We start from the raw sequence: 16295 nt of genomic DNA on the forward strand, positions 1-16295 counted from the left end.
TCATGACAGATCGCGCCATTCCCGCACGCTCGAGAATCGGCCGACGGCCCCGGCGGCGGATCCTCCTCGGCCTGGTCGTCGCGCTCGTGGCGGCCCTGGCCCCGACCGCCCTGACCCCGTCGGCGCAGGCCGCGCCGGTGCTGCTGTCCCAGGGGCGACCGGCCACCGCCTCGTCCACCGAGAACGCCGGCACCCCCGCCGGATCGGCCGTCGACGGCGACACCGGCACCCGCTGGTCGAGTGCCTTCGGCGACCCCCAGTGGCTCCAGGTCGACCTGGGCACCCGCGCCGCCCTCAGCCAGGTCACCCTGGTCTGGGAGGGCGCCCACGCGCGGGCGTTCCAGATCCAGACCTCCGACGACGGCAGCACGTGGACCACCGTGTGGAGCACCACCGCCGGTACCGGTGGCACGCAGACGCTGTCGGTCTCCGGCACTGGTCGGTACGTGCGGATGTACGGCACCGCCCGCGCCACCGGCTACGGCTACTCGCTGTGGGAGTTCCAGGTCTACGGCGAGACCGGTGCCGCCCCCACCTGCGGTGCCACCAACGCCGCCCAGGGCCGCCCGGCCACCGCGTCCTCCGTGGAGAACGCCGGCGTGCCCGCCTCGGCAGCCGTGGACGGCGACCCCGGCACCCGCTGGTCCAGCGCCGCCGCCGACCCGCAGTGGCTCCGCGTCGACCTGGGCGGCACCCGGACGATCTGCCGGGTGGTGCTCACCTGGGAGGCCGCGTACGCGCGGGCGTTCCAGATCCAGACCTCCGACGACGGCAGCACGTGGACCACCGTGTGGAGCACCACCGCCGGTACCGGTGGCACGCAGACGCTGTCGGTCTCCGGCACTGGTCGGTACGTGCGGATGTACGGCACCGCCCGCGCCACCGGCTACGGCTACTCGCTGTGGGAGTTCCAGGTGAACACCACCGGAGGTGGCACCGTGGACCCGGTGGAGCCCACCGACCCGCGCAACCCGAACCTCGGCCCGAACACGTTCGTCTTCGACCCGTCCACCCCGACCGCCACCATCCAGAGCCGACTGGACAGCCTCTTCACCCAGCAGGAGACCAACCAGTTCGGCCCGCAGCGGTACGCCGTGCTGTTCAAGCCCGGCACCTACACCGCCGACGTCAACCTCGGCTTCTTCACCCAGGTCGCCGGCCTCGGCATGAGCCCCGACGACGTCAACCTCAACGGCCACGTCCGGGTCGAGGCGGACTGGTTCGGCGGCAACGCGACGCAGAACTTCTGGCGCGCGGCGGAGAACCTGTCCGTGACGCTGCCCGCCGGGGTGCTCGTCGAACGCTGGGCGGTCTCCCAGGCCGCGCCGTACCGCCGGATGCACCTGCGCGGAGCGCAGAACCAGATCCAGCTCTGGAACGGCGGGGACGGCTGGTCCAGCGGCGGCCTGATGGCCGACACCCGCATCGACGGCCTGGTCGTCTCCGGCAGCCAGCAGCAGTGGTACTCGCGCAACAGTGAGTTCGGCAACGGCTGGACCGGCTCGGTGTGGAACATGGTCTTCCAGGGCGTGGCCGGCGCACCCCCGCCGCACTTCCCCAACCCCTCGCACACCGTCGTCCCCCAGACCCCGAAGATCCGCGAGAAGCCGTTCCTCTATGTCGACGGCACCGGCGAGTACCGGGTGTTCGTCCCGGCGCTGCGCACCAACTCCACCGGCACCAGCTGGTACGGCAAGACCCCGGCCGGCTCGTCGATCTCGCTGGCCCAGTTCTACGTCGTCCGACCCGGCACCAGCGCGGCCACCATCAACGCCGCGCTCGCCCAGGGCCGGCACCTGCTCTTCACCCCCGGCGTGCACCACGTCACCGAGCCGATCCGGGTCGACCGCGCCGACACGGTGATCCTCGGTCTCGGCCTGGCCACCATCCAGGCCGACAACGGCACCGTCGCCATGCGGGTCGCCGACGTCGACGGGGTCAAGGTGGCCGGCATCATGTTCGAGGCCGGCCAGACCAGCTCCCCGGTGCTGATGGAGGTCGGCCCGCCCGGCTCGTCGGCCGACCACGCGGCCAATCCCGTCTCGCTGCACGACGTCTTCTTCCGCATCGGCGGACCGGGCGTCGGCCGGGCCACCAACACGCTGACCGTCAACAGCGACGACGTCATCGGTGACCACCTGTGGCTGTGGCGCGCCGACCACGGTGACGGGGTCGGGTGGACGGTGAACACCGCCGACACCGGCCTGACCGTCAACGGCGACGACGTGACCATGTACGGCCTCTTCGTCGAGCACTACCAGAGGTACCAGACCGTCTGGAACGGCAACGGCGGCCGGACGTACTTCTACCAGAACGAGATGCCGTACGACCCGCCGAACCAGGCCGCCTGGATGAACGGGGCGACCCGGGGCTACGCCGCGTACAAGGTGGCCGACCAGGTCACCAGCCACCAGGCGTGGGGACTGGGCAGCTACTGCTACTTCAACGTCAACCCCTCGGTGGTCGCCGACCGGGCCATCGAGGCGCCGACCAACCCGAACGTCCGGTTCACCAACATGGTCACCGTCTCGCTCGGCGGGGTCGGCACCGTCAACCGGGTCGTCAACAACACCGGCGGCACCGCCAACACCGCCAACCAGGTGGTCTACCTGACGAACTACCCGTAGCCACGACCGACGGTGGTCCGGTCGGGCCCGATCGACCGGACCACCCGCCGTCCCGTCGCGCCCGGGAGCCGACCCCGACCCCGGCCGGACGTCCGCGCGGTGGTGCTGCGCGGCCACCTGATCGGCGTCGACGACCGGATGACCACCCCGCTGGACGGCAGGGAAACGGTCCACCTCGGTGTTGGGGACGCCCCGACCAGGTGCCCTGATGGCCAGCTCACCGCAGGACACAACCTGAAATCCATGGAAGGCAATCTATGGATATTGCCGCTGTCGGGTGGTAGGAATCTTGCAGCACGGCTCTCCACTCGGCAACTTTTCTTTGAGTGAGGCTCCGATGAGGTTAAGAACGATCATGGCGGGCCTCGCGGCGGTCGTCGTCGGCTCGGTGGGGGCAACGACCCCGACCTGGGCGGCGTCCCCGGACGAGCAGACCGTCGGCTACCACGGCTACCGCGTCACGGTGCCCGCGGACTGGCGGGTCGTCGACCTGTCCGAGGACCCGCACGCCTGCGTCCGGTTCGACCGACCCACGATCTACCTGGGACACCCGGGGGACGAGCCCTGGTGCCCTCCGGGCCTGGTCGGGCGGACGGCGGGGCTGGTCATCGAGCCGATCGACGCGGTCACCGCCGACCGGATCACCACCGACACCACGGTCACCGCGCCGGGCCGGGCGACCGCCGGCACGGCACCGTCCCGCGACGGCTCGATCCGGGTGGCGGTACGCGACGCGGGCGTGCTCGTCACGGCCGAGCACACGCCGGACACCGAGTCGACGGTCCGGGAGATCCTGGCCTCCGCCCGCCTCGGTCGGGACGCCACCCCGATGTCCCCGGACGCCGTCCGTCTCGCCCACGAACCCACCACGGTGACGCCGTCCGCGCTCCCGCCCCAGCCCGGCACCTACACCGGCAAGGGGTTCGACACGTGCACCGCCCCGTCCCAGTCGACGATGGACGCCTGGCGGGCCAGCTCGCCGTACCGTGCGGTCGGCATCTACATCAGCGGCGCCAGCCGGTCCTGCACCCAGGCCAACCTGACCTCGACCTGGGTGACCAACCAGATCAACCGTGGCTGGCACCTGATCCCGATCGAACTCGACAACCAGGCGCCGTGCGGCACCCGCACGCCGAAGATGTCGTACGACCCGGCCACGGCCCGATCCCAGGGGGCGAGCCGGGCGACCAGCGCGGTGAACGCGGCCAAGTCGCTGGGCATCCCCGCCGGGAGCGTGATCTACAACGACATCGAGCACTACCCCTCGACTGAATCCTGCAAGGCGGCGGTGCTCTCGTACCTGTCCGGCTGGACCGAGCGGCTGCACGCGCTCGGCTACCTCTCCGGCATGTACTCCAGCGGCTCCTCCGGCGTCCGGGACCTGTGCGGCGCCTACCACGACTCCCGGTACACCCGCGTCGACCACCTCTTCTTCGCCTGGTGGAACGGCGTGGCGGACACCGACGCCGGCGACTACTGCCCCGACGGGTACTACGCCGGACGCCAGCGCATCCACCAGTACACCGGGGACACCCACGAGACCTGGGGCGGCGTGCGGATCTACATCGACCGCGACTACCTCGACGTCTCGTCCACCGTCCCGGAGCCGCCGCAGGACTTCAGCGTCACGGTCGACAACACCACCTCGGGACGGTTCACCGCGAGCGCGAACTGGGGCACCTCGACCTATTCCAGCCAGCGGATGGGTCCCGACTACCGCTTCGCCGACCCCGTCTCCACCAGCGACGTCGCCTGGTACAAGGCGAACCTGCCGGCGACCGGCGCCTACGAGGTATCGGTCTGGTACCCCGCCGCCGCCGGCTACAACGGGTCGACCCCGTACGTCGTGGCCACCACCACCGGCAACCAGACCGTCCGGGTCGACCAGCGGGTCAACGGCGGCCGGTGGGTCCCACTCGGCGTGTTCACGCTGGCCGGGGGCGACGGTGACAAGGTGGGGGTGAGCCGGTGGACCAGCGGCACCGGCTACGTCGTCGCCGACGCGGTCCGGATCAGCCGGGTCTGAGCGGGGCGGGCGCCGGTCGGGGGGCCGGCGCCCGCCGTCCGGCGGCTCGTCCGCGTTTCCCCGCACGGCCAGGACGATTGACATCCTTCGCTTACACCCGCAGAGTGACACCGATGGTGGGGGGAGCGGGCAGGCCGACGTTGCTGGCCGGGGTGGACATCGGCACCACGCACACCAAGGCCGGGGTCTACCGGCCGGACGGTGCCCCCGTGGCACAACGCCAGGCGGCCACCCCGTCCGACGCCGACGGGTTGCGGGACACCGCGCTGCGGCTGCTCGCCGAGTGCGTGTCGGCCGCTCCGGTGCCGCCGCTGGCCGTCGGGGTGTCCAGCATGGCGGAGACCGGCGTGCCGCTGGACGCCGACGGCTACCCGATCGGCGACCTGCTGCACTGGCGGGACCGCCGCGCCCACCGGGAGGCCGACCAGATCGGCGAGACGATCGGCCGGGCAGCGTTCTTCGCCGTGACCGGCCTGCACCCGAGCGCGAAGCTGCCGCTGGCCCGCTGGATCTGGCTACGCCACCACGACCCGGACCGGACCCGGCAGATGGCCCGTTGGGCGAGCAGCGCGGACCTGGTGCTGGCCGCCCTCACCGGGACCGTCGCCACCAGCCCCACCCTGGCCGCCCGCACCGGTGCCTTCGACATCCGCGCCATGGCCTACGCGCCGGACCTGCTCGACCTGGCGTGCCTGCGGCCCGACCAACTGCCCCCGGTGGTCGCCGCCGACCAGGTCGCCGGGCGGGTCACGGGAGCGGTGGCGACCCGCATCGGCCTGCCGGCCGGCACTCCGGTCGTCCTCGCCGGCCACGACCATCTCGCCGCGGCCTGGGCCGCCGGGGTCCGGGGGCCGGGCCGGACGGCGGACTCGATGGGTACGGCCGAGGCGGTCCTCACCCCGGTCGCGGCGGTGCCGCCGATGCCCGCCACGCCCACCGGCATCTCGGTCGGACCCTTCCTCGACGGCCGGTCGTACTGCCTGATCAGTGGCCTGTCCAGCAGCGGCGGCCTGGTCGACTGGTGGCTGGAGCGCTTCGCGCCGCCCGGTTGCCCGGACCGGTACCGCTGGTTCACCGACCTGGTCGCCGCCGCCGACCCGGCACCCACCGGCATCGTCGTGCAGCCGTACCTGCACGGGCGGGCCAGTCCGCAGCCGGAGCCGCACCGCACCCTGTCGTTCCACGGCATCCGGCCGGAACACGGCCTCGCCGACATCGGCCGCGCGGTCCTCGAAGGGCTCTGCATGCAGGTGCGCTGGATGCTGGAGAGCCAGGTGGCGATCAGCGGCCACCGGCCGGACACGGTGACGGTCTTCGGCGGCCCCACCGCCAACCCCACCTGGATGCGGATCAAGGCCGCGGTCATGCCGGTATCCGTGGTGGTGCTGCCCGACCACACCTCCGCCGTACTCGGCGCCGCGCAGCTCGCCGGCCGGGCGATCGGCGTCGAGGACGGCACGCCCACTCCAGCCCCACCCCGGCCCGTCGCCGCGCCCGACCCGGCGTGGGCGACGGCGTACCGGTCCCGCTTCCTGCCGTTGGCCACCGCCCCCGACCCATCCCGCAGTGAGGAAACCCCGTGAGCGTCACCGCACCCCCCACCCTGGACCGGTTGGCCAGGCCCGGCACCGGCACGTTCGCCATGGTCGCCATGGACCAACGGGAGAGCCTGCGGACCATGCTCCGCGAGGAGTCCCACCCGGCCGACGACGCCGCGCTGGTGTCGTTCAAACTCGACGTCGCGGACGTGCTCGCACCGCTGGCCTCGGCGTTCCTGATCGACCGGTACCACGGCTATCCGGAACTCGTCAGCACCCGACCGCTGCCCACCGGGTGCGGACTGATCCTCGCCGTGGACGCGCTCACCCAGCCACCCGGCGGCCCCGTCGAGGACACCGACCTGGACCTGACGATCGACGTCGACCAGGCACGCCGCGACGGCGTGGCGGCGTTGAAGCTTCTGGTCATCTGGAAGCGCGACGGCCACGAGGAACGCCGGGTGGCGACCGCCGAGCGGTTCGTCGCGCTCTGCCGGCGCGCCGGGCTGCTCTCCGTCCTGGAGCCGGTCGCGGTGGCGGCACCCGGCCAGCGGGACTTCGACCTCGACGCGGCCATCCTCGACGCCGCCGCCGCGTTCGGGCCGCTCGGACCCGACCTCTACAAGGGGCAGGTGCCCCGCCGGGGCCGGGGCGACCTCGACGACCTGGTGGCCGCCTGCGGCAAGCTGGACCGGCAGCTCGCCCGGCCCTGGGTGGTGCTCTCCAACGGTGTCGCCGCCACGGACTTCCCCACCGCCGTCGAGGCCGCCTGCCGGGCCGGTGCGTCCGGCATGCTCGCCGGCCGCGCGCTCTGGCGGGACGCCCTGGCCACCTCGGATCCGGGGGCGGCGCTGCGTACCGAGTCGGTCCGCCGGCTGGAGCGGCTGATCGGCATCGTCGACCGGTACGGGCGTTCCTGGACGGAGGCCCGGTGATGCGCCCCGCCGTCAACCTGGGCCTGCTCTTCACCGAGCTGCCCTGGCCCGAGCGGTTCGACGCGGCGGCCCGCGCGGGCTTCGACCGGGTCGAGTTCGTCTGGCCGCCGCTGGCCCCCGACGAGGTGACCCGGTTGGTGCGGGCGGCCGGGCTACGGGTCGTCCTGCTGAACATGGACGCGGGGGACCTCCCCGCCGGTGAGCGCGGCTACAGCAACGACCCCCGGCTGACCGCCCGCTGGCGGCAACGGCTGCGGGAGGCGGTGCGACTGGCCGTCGACCTCGACTGCCCGCTGGTGAACGTGCTGGCCGGCCGCCGGCTGCCGGAGTTCGGCGTGGAGGAGCAACTCGACTGCCTCGCCGACAACCTGCGGTGGGCTGCCGACGTGGCCGAAACCGCCGGCCGGACGCTGGTCGTCGAGCCGATCAACGACCACGACATCCCCGGCTACCTGCTGCCCCGGGTCGCCGACGTGCTCGCCCTCCTCGACCGGCTCGGCCACGACGGCGTACGGGTCCAACTGGACACCTACCACGTCGCCGTGATGGGCGACGACGTGCCGGCGGCGGTGGCGACCGCCGGTGCCCGGCTCGGCCACGTCCAGATCGCCGACTTCCCGGGTCGGCACGAGCCCGGCACCGGGGTCCTGGACGTCGACGCGCTGCTCGCGGCGTTGGCCCGGGTCGGCTACACCGGTGCCCTCGCTCTGGAGTACGTTCCCACCGGCCCGTCGGCGGCGAGCCTGGCCGCCGTGACCGCCCGGTACCCCCGGCTCGACCCGTCCCCGGAGCGCATCCCGTGACCCGTGTCTGCCTGCTGCACACCGTGCCGGGCCTGCCCGCCGTCTTCGCCGACCTGCTGCGCGACGAGGTCGGCGCGGTGGACGCGCTGCACCTGGTGGACGAGACGCTGCTGCGGGACACCATCGCGCACGGCATGCTCCCGGCCACCGCCGCACGGGTGGCCGACTACGCGCGCCTTGCGGCGGACGCCGGTGCCGAGGCCGTCCTGGTCACCTGTTCCTCGATCGGGGAGGCCGCCGAACGGGCCCGCGCCGACGTTCCCGTTCCGGTCTACCGGGTGGACGACCCGATGGCCGCCCACGCGGTCGGCGTCGGTGCCCGGGTCGGCGTGCTGGCGACGCTGGCCGCCACGCTGGGTCCCACCCGGGAGCTGCTGCGCCGCCGGGCCGCCGAGCGGGGCGAGCCGTGCGAGATCCGCGAGTCGGTGTGCCCGGGGGCGTTCGAGGCGCTGCGGGCCGGCGAGACCGGCCGGCACGACGACATCGTCGCCACCGAGGTGCGCCGGCTGGCCGGCGAGGTCGACGTGCTCGTCCTGGCGCAGGCGAGCATGGCCCGGGTGGTCGACGCGCTCCCCGCCGGGCAGGTCCCGGTGCCGGTGCTCACCTCACCCCGGTCCGGGGTCCGCCAGCTACGCTCCCTCGTCGCCGGCTGACCCCGCCGGATCGGCGGTGTGGTCGGCCGGGTCGAGCACCCGGTTGGCGGCGACGACGGAGGCGTAGTAGCGGGCGCTGTCCTTGACCGTGCGCCGCTGGGTCGCCCGGTCGACGTGGATCAGGCCGAACCGTTGGGCGTACCCCTCGGCCCACTCCAGGTTGTCCAGCAGCGACCAGTGCAGGTAACCGAGCACCCGCGCGCCGTCGTCGACCGCCCGGGACAGGGCGAGCAGGTGCCGGTGCAGGGCCCGGATCCGGCCGGTGTCGCGGACCCGCCCGTCCGGGTCGGGCCCGGCGTTCCACACCCCGCCGTTCTCGGTGATCAGCAGCGGTACGTCGTACTCGCGGTGCAGCCCCACCAGCAGGTCGTGGAACGCCTCCGGCACGTCCTCCCAGCCACTGTCGGTGACCGGCACGCCCGCCTCCGCCGGCAGCACCCGCCACGGCAGGCCGTCCTGGCCGGCGGCGGCGATGCGCCGACGGGTGTAGTAGTTGACCCCGAGCAGGTCCGAGCGGGTGCCGATCACGTCGAGGTCGCCGGGCCGCACGAAGTCCAGCGGACCGACCAGCCGTTCGAAGAGGTCCCAGGTGTCCGCCGGATAGCGGCCCCGCAGCACCGGGTCGAGATACCAGCGGTTGGTGTAGCCCTCCGAGCCCCGGGCGGCGGCGACGTCCGCCGGGTCGTCGGAGACCGGGTAGTTCGGGAACAGGCTCAGCGGGATGCCGGCCCGCGCCTCCGGGCGCCGCTCGCGGATCCGCCCCATGGCCAGCCCGTGCGCCAGCAGCAGGTGGTGGGCCACCAGCAGGGAGGTGCGCAGGTCCCGCTCGCCGGGGGCGTGCAGCCCGAGCCGGTACCCGAGTACGGAGACCACCCACGGTTCGTTGACCGTCAGCCAGATCGGCACCCGGTCGCCGAGCGCGTCGAGGCAGACGTCGGTGTACTCGGCGAACGCCTCGGCGGTCGCCCGGGCGGTCCACCCGCCCCGGTCCTGGAGCGCCTGCGGCAGGTCCCAGTGGTAGAGCGTCGGCACCGGGGTGATGCCGCGCTCCAGCAGCCCGTCGACCATCCGGTCGTAGTGGGCCAGCCCGGCGGGATTCACCGCGCCGGTGCCCTGCGGCACGATCCTCGGCCAGGCGAGCGAGAACCGGTAGGCGTTCAGGTTCAGCCCGGCCATCAGGTCCGCGTCCGCCGGCCAGCGACGGTAGTGGTCGCAGGCGTCCGCCCCGGAGTCCAGGCTCCGGTCGGCGGTGAAGGTGTCCCAGATGGACGGCGCCCTTCCGTCGGCGTCCACCGCCCCCTCCACCTGGTAGGACGAGGTCGCCGCGCCCCAGAGGAACCCGGCCGGGAACGTGCCCGCCGTGCTGCTCACCACTGAACCTCCGGCAGTCTCAGCGCGGCCTCGCAGCCGATCAGCAGCACGCCGACGCTCCACGCGTGCGACAGCGTCAGCAGCATGCCCTTGGCCTGGAAGCAGGCCGTCTGGTAGTAGCGTTCGCTCGCCATGCCCCGGTAGGCGTTGAAGTCGCCGTCGGCGCGGGCGACGAACTGCCGGAAGCAGGCCAGGTTCTCCCGCGTCCGGTCCAGGTAGTGCCGGTCACCGGTGGCCTTGGCCAGCTCGACCATCTCCGGCAGGCAGATCAGGCCGTACGCGTGCAGGTGCTGGTTGCTGGGGGAGGCCTGGTCGGCGCCCCGGCTGCGGAAGTCGTACCGGCCGAGCAGGGTGTGCGCGTCGAAGCGGACGTCGTAGCTGTAGCGGAAGGTCAGCATCCAGTCCGCCGCCCGGCGGGCGATCTCCAGCCAGCGTCCCTCCCGGGTGACCCGCCACAGGGCCAGGTACGCCAGGATCGCCGCGTACCCGTCCTCCGAGGTGGGCGCCAGGTCCACGTCCTCCGGTGCCCCGTGCAGGAACTCCTCGTACACGAAGCGCGCGTAGTAGTCGCCGCCGCGCCGGGCCGCCGGAAGGTAGCCGGGGTCCAGGTCGGCCGCCTCGGCGAGCGCGGCGACCCAGGTCAGGCCGGCCGCCCCGGCCCAGGACAGCATCCGGCCGTCGTCGGCGTGCAGCAGGCTCCCCAGGTTGCCGTCGGCGCGCTGGTGGCGCACCGCGACGTCGAGGTTGCTCCGCACCGCCGCCGACCAGGCCGGCCGGGGAACGCCGTGGGCCGCCTCGGCGCGGACCGCGCGGTGCAGGAAGAGCGTCGCCTCGGCCAGGGTACGGGCGTGCAGGCCGCCCCGGACCGGGGTCCAGCTCTGCCCCCAGCCCCGGGCCGCGGTCCACTGCCCCCAGAACGTGCCGGCCGGAGCGAGGTTGGCGCAGATGTGGTCGATCACCGCCGCGCCGGCCGCGACGTGGTCCTCGGGGCCGTAGCCGTCGCCTGGGCCCGGGGCGTCGGGGCCGCTGCCGGGACCGTCGTCGGGGCGGTCGCCGCCGCGTCGCCGGCCGTGGGCGAGCAGTGCGGCGGCGTACGGGATGCCGCTGACCCAGGCGACGTGCATCGCCTCCCGGTCACCGAGCCCCTTGACGTTGTCGTTGAACTCCCGGTCGAACGCCGCCGTCTCCAGCAGCACCGCCGGATCCGGGCGGTAGTGCCAGCGGTGCAGCCCGTACGCGGCCAGTTCGGCCGCCTCGGCCACGTCCACCCAGGGGCGCAGCGGTTCGGTGGTGTACCGGGCGTGCCGCTCCCGCAGCACCGGCGCGTACGCGTGCCGGTCGGCCGGCAGCCGGTAGAGGCACAGCTCGACCACCTGCCGTTCGCCCGGCTGCCACCGGTGGGTCTGCGTCAGCGGGGCCGCCGGGGTCTGGCTGCCCAGGTAGCTGACCGGCTCCTCCCGGTACGGGAAGTCGGCGTGGACGCGCGCGGTCCCGTCCTCGTCGTGGGCGAAGCCGATCCCGGTCAGGCCCAGCGGGCTCTGCTCGTCCACGCCGAGGGCGAGTCCGTCCCGCGCGCCCCAGACGAAGACGGCGGGGGTGGCGGCGCGGTCCGCCCGGAAGCTCCAGGCGGGGGAGGCGAACCTCGCCGGGTCGGCCGGCTCCTCGGTGACGCGGGCGAAGCGGGGGTAGAGCCGGTCGTTGCCGGCGGGACGGTTCTCGCCGTAGAACAGGCCGGGAATCAGCCAGTACGGATCGTCGACGCCGGTGCGGCGCGCCGAGACCCGCAACCGCGCCTCGACCGGTCCGGTGGCCCGGCAGGCCACGGCGACGGTCACCGGAACGCCCCCGGCGGGGGACTCCGCACCGCAGCGCACCTCGACGTCGAATTGGTCCGGGTCGAGCCCGTCGACGGTCAACCCGACCTCGTCCAGCCAGGTGCCGGTCGCCATGGCGCGGTCCGATCCGGGCCGCGCATCGGGGGTGGCCGTCATGCCGGTGACCCCGGTACCGGGGCCGCGCGGTCGCCGGTGTCCGCCGACGGCCCGGTGTCCGCCGACGGCCCGGTGTCCGCCGACGGCCCGGTGTCCGCCGACGGCCCGGTGTCCGCCGTCGCACCGGTGACCGGCGAGACCGGCCGCTCCAGCAGGTCGGTCTCGACCACGGGCATGGCCGGGTGGCGCGGCACGAGCAGCGTCTTGATCTCGTGCGGGCCGAACTCGGCGGTGACGGTACGGCCGAGGAAGGGCAGCTCGATCGTGGCGGTGGCCGGGAGTCCGGCGGTCTCGTAGCCCCGGACGACGAACGCGTCGACGTTCTCCTCGGCCCGCTTGACCACGGTGACCAGGACGTTGTCGGCGTCACCGACGGCGGCGAACGACTGCCGCCGGGGCAGCGCGCCGTCGTGGTACGACTCCAGCAGCGCCACCGGCTGCTGGTCCAGTTCGGCGGCGGCCCGCACGGTGCCGGCCGTCCGCCAGTCCCCGGCGTGCGGCAGTAGCCGGTAGGTGAACCGCTGCACGCCCTGGTCCATGACCTCGTAGTCACCGTCGGCGGGCAGCGGACGCGGCGCGTGCCAGGCGTACGCGGGGCTGCGCAGCGCGGTGATGCCGATCTCGCCGTCGACCACGTCCCCGCCGTACTTCGCGTCGTTGAGCACCGACAGTCCGGCCGGCCGACCGGCCAGCGTGCCCGAGACGTCCACCCACGAGTGGCTGACCACCTCGTGCCCGTTCGGGAGCCGTTCGATGTGTCCGTAGGGGATGGAGTGGGTGGCGGTGACCTCGGCCAGGCCGGTCGGGAAACGCAGCTTCAGCATCCGGAGCCGCTCGTGCCAGTCGATCGTCACCCGCACCTCGACGTACGGCACGTCGGCGGCCAGCACGAACTCCTCGGTCAACGTCGACGCGCCGTACGTGCTGCGGACCCGTACCGCCTGCCGCACCGGTCCGCTCTCGGTCCGCTGGACCGACACCGGGGTGAAGGCGCCGATCACGTCCCGGTAGGAGACCACCCCGTGGCCCCAGGTGTCGGTGGGGTCGTCCAGCACCACCGCGTGCCCGCGCCCGGCGGCCCGGTCGTCGACCAGCTCGACGTCGGTGGCCCTGTGCCGCAGGCTGGCCAGCCAGCCGGTCTCCGGGTCGACCACGACCCGCAGGTGCCCGTTCTCCAGCACTGTGTCGCCATCCGGCTCCGCGACGTCGGGGCCGGCGGTCGTCGCCGGGTCCGGGTACATCCGGTACACCTCGTAGCCCAGTGGCGGCAGCTCCACCGGGACCAGCAGGCGGCGGCGGGTGCCGGTCAGCGTGGACGACCGGGCGACCTGCACCGGCCGCCGCTGGCCGGCGTCGTCCACCGCGACGATCGCGCCCAGCCCCAGCGCGGCACCGAACTCGACCTCGACGGTGGTCCGCACCGGCCACGGGTGCGGATTGAACACCGCCAGCGGGGTCATCCGTTCCTCTTCGGGGATCCCGATCCGGTGGCTGATGCTCTGGACGGCCTGGTTGTGCAGCCGGGCCGCGATCGCGCGGGCCTCGCCGAGCTGGTCGCGGGCGTCGTCGTACGCGCTGGGCAGGGCGGTGCCGGCCGCCGTGTCGTGGAAGTGGTTGAGCAGGACCTGCCGCCAGGCGTGTTCGAGCTGGTCGGTCACCCGGGGCATGCCGGCGACCACGTCCGCGATCGCCGCCCATTTCTCGGCGGCCTGCAACGCGTGCTCGGTCTGCCGGATCAGCTTCTTGATCCCCGAGTGCGCCGAGTAGCAGCCGACCCCGTGCGGTTGGATCTCGCCGACGTACTCCGGCAGGGCGTCACCGGCCTCGGCGGCGGCGTCGAAGAACGACCGTACGGTGGAGAAGAGCAGCCGTGGGTACTGGTCGCTGCGGTCGAGGTCGATGATGCTCTCGATGTTCGCCCGGGTGGGGCCGCCGCCGTGGTTGCCGACGCCGTAGAAGCACATCAGCGGTTCGGTGGTGTGCGGCAGCTGGGCGAGCGCCTTGGTGACGTGTGTGCCGAGGTAGCCCTCGGGACTGCAGTACTCGTGCGGGATGCGGTAGGTCAGCACCCGGGAGCCGTCGGCGGCGTGCCACCAGAAGGTCGGGCCGGGCAGCGCGGCCTCGTGCGGCTGCGGACGCATGAAGGCGTAGCTGTCCATCCCCGACTTCGCCAGCAGTTGGGGGATGGTGGCGTTCTGCCCGAACGGGTCGACGTTGCAGCCGATCGACGCCATCACGCCGAAGCGGTCGGCGAGGAACCGTTGCGAGTACAGGGCGTGCCGGACGAATCCCTCGCCGCCGGGGAGGTTGCAGTCCGGCTCGACCCACCAGCCGCCGACGATCTCGAACCGACCGGCCCGGACCAGCCGTCGCAGGTCCGCGAAGAGCTCCGGGTCGTGCTCCTCGACCCAGGCCAGGTAGCCGATCGAGTCGCAGGTGAAGACGAACTCGGGGTACTCCTCGATCCGTTGCACCGCCGAGCGGAACGTCGCCCGGGCCTCCTGGTAGCCCTCCTGCCAGGGCCAGAGCCACACCGCGTCGATGTGCGCGTTGCCGACCATGTGCAGTGGACCCCGGGTGGCCCGCCCGAGTGGCAGGCCCGGCTGGCGGGGGACGACCGGCTGGCGGGTCGGCGCCGGCGGTGTCGGGCCGGGCGGGTTCGTGGGCATGCGACGTCCCTTCGCGAGGTGGCGCTGGCGGGCCTTCGGGGGTGGCGCTGGCGGGGGTCAGCCGGAGACGGCGGCGGCCCAACGGTCGATGTGTTCGCTGAGCAGGTGCAGCAGCAGCACGTGCGCCTCCTGCACGCGCGCGGTGCGCTCGGCCGCCACCGCGAGCACGTGGTCGGCGTGTCGGGCGGCGGGCCCGCCGCCGGTGTCGCGACGGCCGGTGAAGAGGACGGTCAGGGCCCCGGCGTCCCGGCCGGCCCGCAGGCCCGCGACCACGTTCGGCGAGCGTCCGCTGGTGGTGAAGGCGACGACCACGTCGTCCGGACGGGCCAGCGCGGTGACCTGCCGGGCGAACACCTCGTCGAAGGAGTAGTCGTTGCCGATGCAGGTGCTCACGGTCGGGTCGGTGGAGAGCGCCACCGCGGCCAGCGGCTGCCGCTCCCGGCAGTACCGGCCGATGAGTTCCCCGGCCAGGTGCTGCGCGTCGGCGGCCGACCCGCCGTTGCCGAACGTGTAGAGGATGCCGCCCCGCGCCAGCCGGGCGCAGACCTCGTCGCCGAGGGCCCCGATCGCCGGGACCAGCTCCCGGACGGACTCGATCACGGCCAGGTGCTCGTCGACGTACGCGCCGAGGGGGGCCTGGTCGTCGACGTACGCCACGGGCGGTGCCGGCGCGTCGGTGGACGCGACGGGCGGGGCCTGGTCGCCGACGGTCATGTGTTCGCTCCCTCGTCGAGGTGGAGAAAGGCCGATGCCGCCGCGCCGACGACCCCCACGGTGTCGCCCAGCGCGGAGAGTTCGATCCGGGCCGCGGCGGCAGCCGGTCGCATGGCCTGACCCAGTGCGGCCCGGCGGACCGGCAGCAGCAGCGCGTCGCCGGCCCGGGTGACCCCGCCGCCGAGGACGACGAGCTGCGGTTCGACCATGTTGATCATGACTGCAACGGCCCGGCCCAGCGCGGCGGTGGACTCGTCCCAGATCCGGCGGGCCAGCGGATCGCCCTGCGCGGCGTGCGTGGCGACCGCCTCGGCGGTCACCCCCGCCACGTCGCGCAGGCTCGACGGTTCGTCGCCGGCCAGGGCCTCGACCGCCCGGCGTGCGATCGCGCTGCCCGACGCGTACGCCTCGACGCAGCCGCGCTGCCCGCACCCGCAGAGCCGGCCGTTCCAGTCGACGATGACGTGCCCGAACTCGCCGCCGTTGCCGGCCGCGCCCCGGTACAGCCGCCCGTCCAGGATGAGGCCGCCGCCCACGCCCGTGGAGACGGTCAGGTAGAGCATGTGCCGCACGTCGCGCCACGGTCCGTGGCGGTACTCGCCCAGCGCGGCGGCGGTGGCGTCGTTCTCCAGCCGGGCGGGTCGGCCGAAGGCGGCGGTGACCAGGTCCACGATGGGGACGTCGTCCCAGTGGGGGAGCCCGGGCGGGCCGAGCACCCGTCCGGTCACCGGGTCGAGCGGGCCGCCGCAGCCGATGCCGACCGCGGCCATCCCGTCCGGCCGGTGCCCGGCCGCCGTGAGGGCCTCCCGGCCGAGGGCGAGCAGCCGTGCGACGACGGCGTCGGGCCCCTCCTCCACGCGGGTGGGTGTCCGGACGAACGAGCGCAGCCCGCCGCCGCGGTCCATCACACCGGCCGCGAGCTTGGTGCCGCCGATGTCCAGCGCGAGTACGTGTTCGCGGTTCGGCAC

At 73.8% G+C, this 16295-nt stretch carries 11 protein-coding genes and 1 pseudogene; 7 read left to right on the top strand and 5 right to left on the bottom strand.

Annotated features, from left to right (window positions below):
* Positions 1-2 precede the first annotated feature (2 nt).
* From ACIBJE_RS17765 to ACIBJE_RS17795, 7 genes and pseudogenes are all read left to right on the top strand, one after another.
* Positions 3-2627: a discoidin domain-containing protein gene (locus tag ACIBJE_RS17765; RefSeq protein ID WP_396749488.1), complete on the top strand. Its 2625-nt coding sequence runs from the start codon at positions 3-5 to the stop codon at positions 2625-2627.
* 99 nt (positions 2628-2726) lie between these two features.
* Positions 2727-2957: a hypothetical protein gene (locus ACIBJE_RS17770; protein ID WP_396749490.1), complete on the top strand. Its 231-nt coding sequence runs from the start codon at positions 2727-2729 to the stop codon at positions 2955-2957.
* 466 nt (positions 2958-3423) lie between these two features.
* Positions 3424-4653: pseudogene (locus ACIBJE_RS17775) on the top strand (glycoside hydrolase domain-containing protein); the annotation flags it as partial.
* A gap of 113 nt (positions 4654-4766) precedes the next feature.
* Entirely contained in the window at positions 4767-6236 is a 1470-nt protein-coding gene (locus tag ACIBJE_RS17780) for an L-fuculokinase (protein WP_396749492.1), read from the top strand.
* Positions 6233-7126: a hypothetical protein gene (locus tag ACIBJE_RS17785; protein WP_396749494.1), complete on the top strand. Its 894-nt coding sequence runs from the start codon at positions 6233-6235 to the stop codon at positions 7124-7126. Before ACIBJE_RS17780 ends, ACIBJE_RS17785 begins: the two co-directional genes overlap by 4 nt.
* Positions 7126-7929, top strand: a complete 804-nt coding sequence (locus tag ACIBJE_RS17790) for a hydroxypyruvate isomerase family protein (RefSeq protein ID WP_396749686.1) — start codon at positions 7126-7128, stop codon at positions 7927-7929. The genes ACIBJE_RS17785 and ACIBJE_RS17790 overlap by 1 nt, the downstream gene beginning before the upstream one ends.
* Entirely contained in the window at positions 7926-8582 is a 657-nt protein-coding gene (locus ACIBJE_RS17795) for an aspartate/glutamate racemase family protein (protein WP_396749496.1), read from the top strand. The genes ACIBJE_RS17790 and ACIBJE_RS17795 overlap by 4 nt, the downstream gene beginning before the upstream one ends.
* Here the strand turns inward: ACIBJE_RS17795 and ACIBJE_RS17800 are convergent.
* Genes ACIBJE_RS17800 through ACIBJE_RS17820 form a run of 5 tightly spaced genes read right to left on the bottom strand, consistent with a single transcriptional unit; the run spans position 8559 to position 16295 of the window.
* Positions 8559-9953 carry a GH1 family beta-glucosidase gene (locus tag ACIBJE_RS17800; protein WP_396749499.1) on the bottom strand — a complete coding sequence of 465 codons (1395 nt, stop codon included), beginning with the start codon at positions 9951-9953 and terminating at the stop codon, positions 8559-8561. The two genes, ACIBJE_RS17795 and ACIBJE_RS17800, sit on opposite strands and share 24 nt — an antisense overlap.
* The gene (locus ACIBJE_RS17805) at positions 9950-11944 is read right to left on the bottom strand and encodes a hypothetical protein (protein WP_396749501.1); all 1995 of its coding nucleotides are present in this window, start codon (positions 11942-11944) and stop codon (positions 9950-9952) included. The genes ACIBJE_RS17800 and ACIBJE_RS17805 overlap by 4 nt, the downstream gene beginning before the upstream one ends.
* Positions 11941-14613 (bottom strand): alpha-mannosidase, encoded by a 2673-nt coding sequence (locus ACIBJE_RS17810; protein ID WP_396749503.1) that lies wholly within the window; start codon positions 14611-14613, stop codon positions 11941-11943. The genes ACIBJE_RS17805 and ACIBJE_RS17810 overlap by 4 nt, the downstream gene beginning before the upstream one ends.
* A 57-nt stretch (positions 14614-14670) precedes the next feature.
* On the bottom strand, positions 14671-15327 hold the full coding sequence (locus tag ACIBJE_RS17815; RefSeq protein WP_396749506.1) for an SIS domain-containing protein: 657 nt from the start codon (positions 15325-15327) through the stop codon (positions 14671-14673).
* Positions 15324-16295, bottom strand: a complete 972-nt coding sequence (locus ACIBJE_RS17820) for an ROK family protein (protein ID WP_396749509.1) — start codon at positions 16293-16295, stop codon at positions 15324-15326. The genes ACIBJE_RS17815 and ACIBJE_RS17820 overlap by 4 nt, the downstream gene beginning before the upstream one ends.

The organism is Micromonospora sp. NPDC050187 (assembly GCF_044459745.1).
Taxonomy (GTDB): Bacteria; Actinomycetota; Actinomycetes; order Mycobacteriales; family Micromonosporaceae; genus Micromonospora.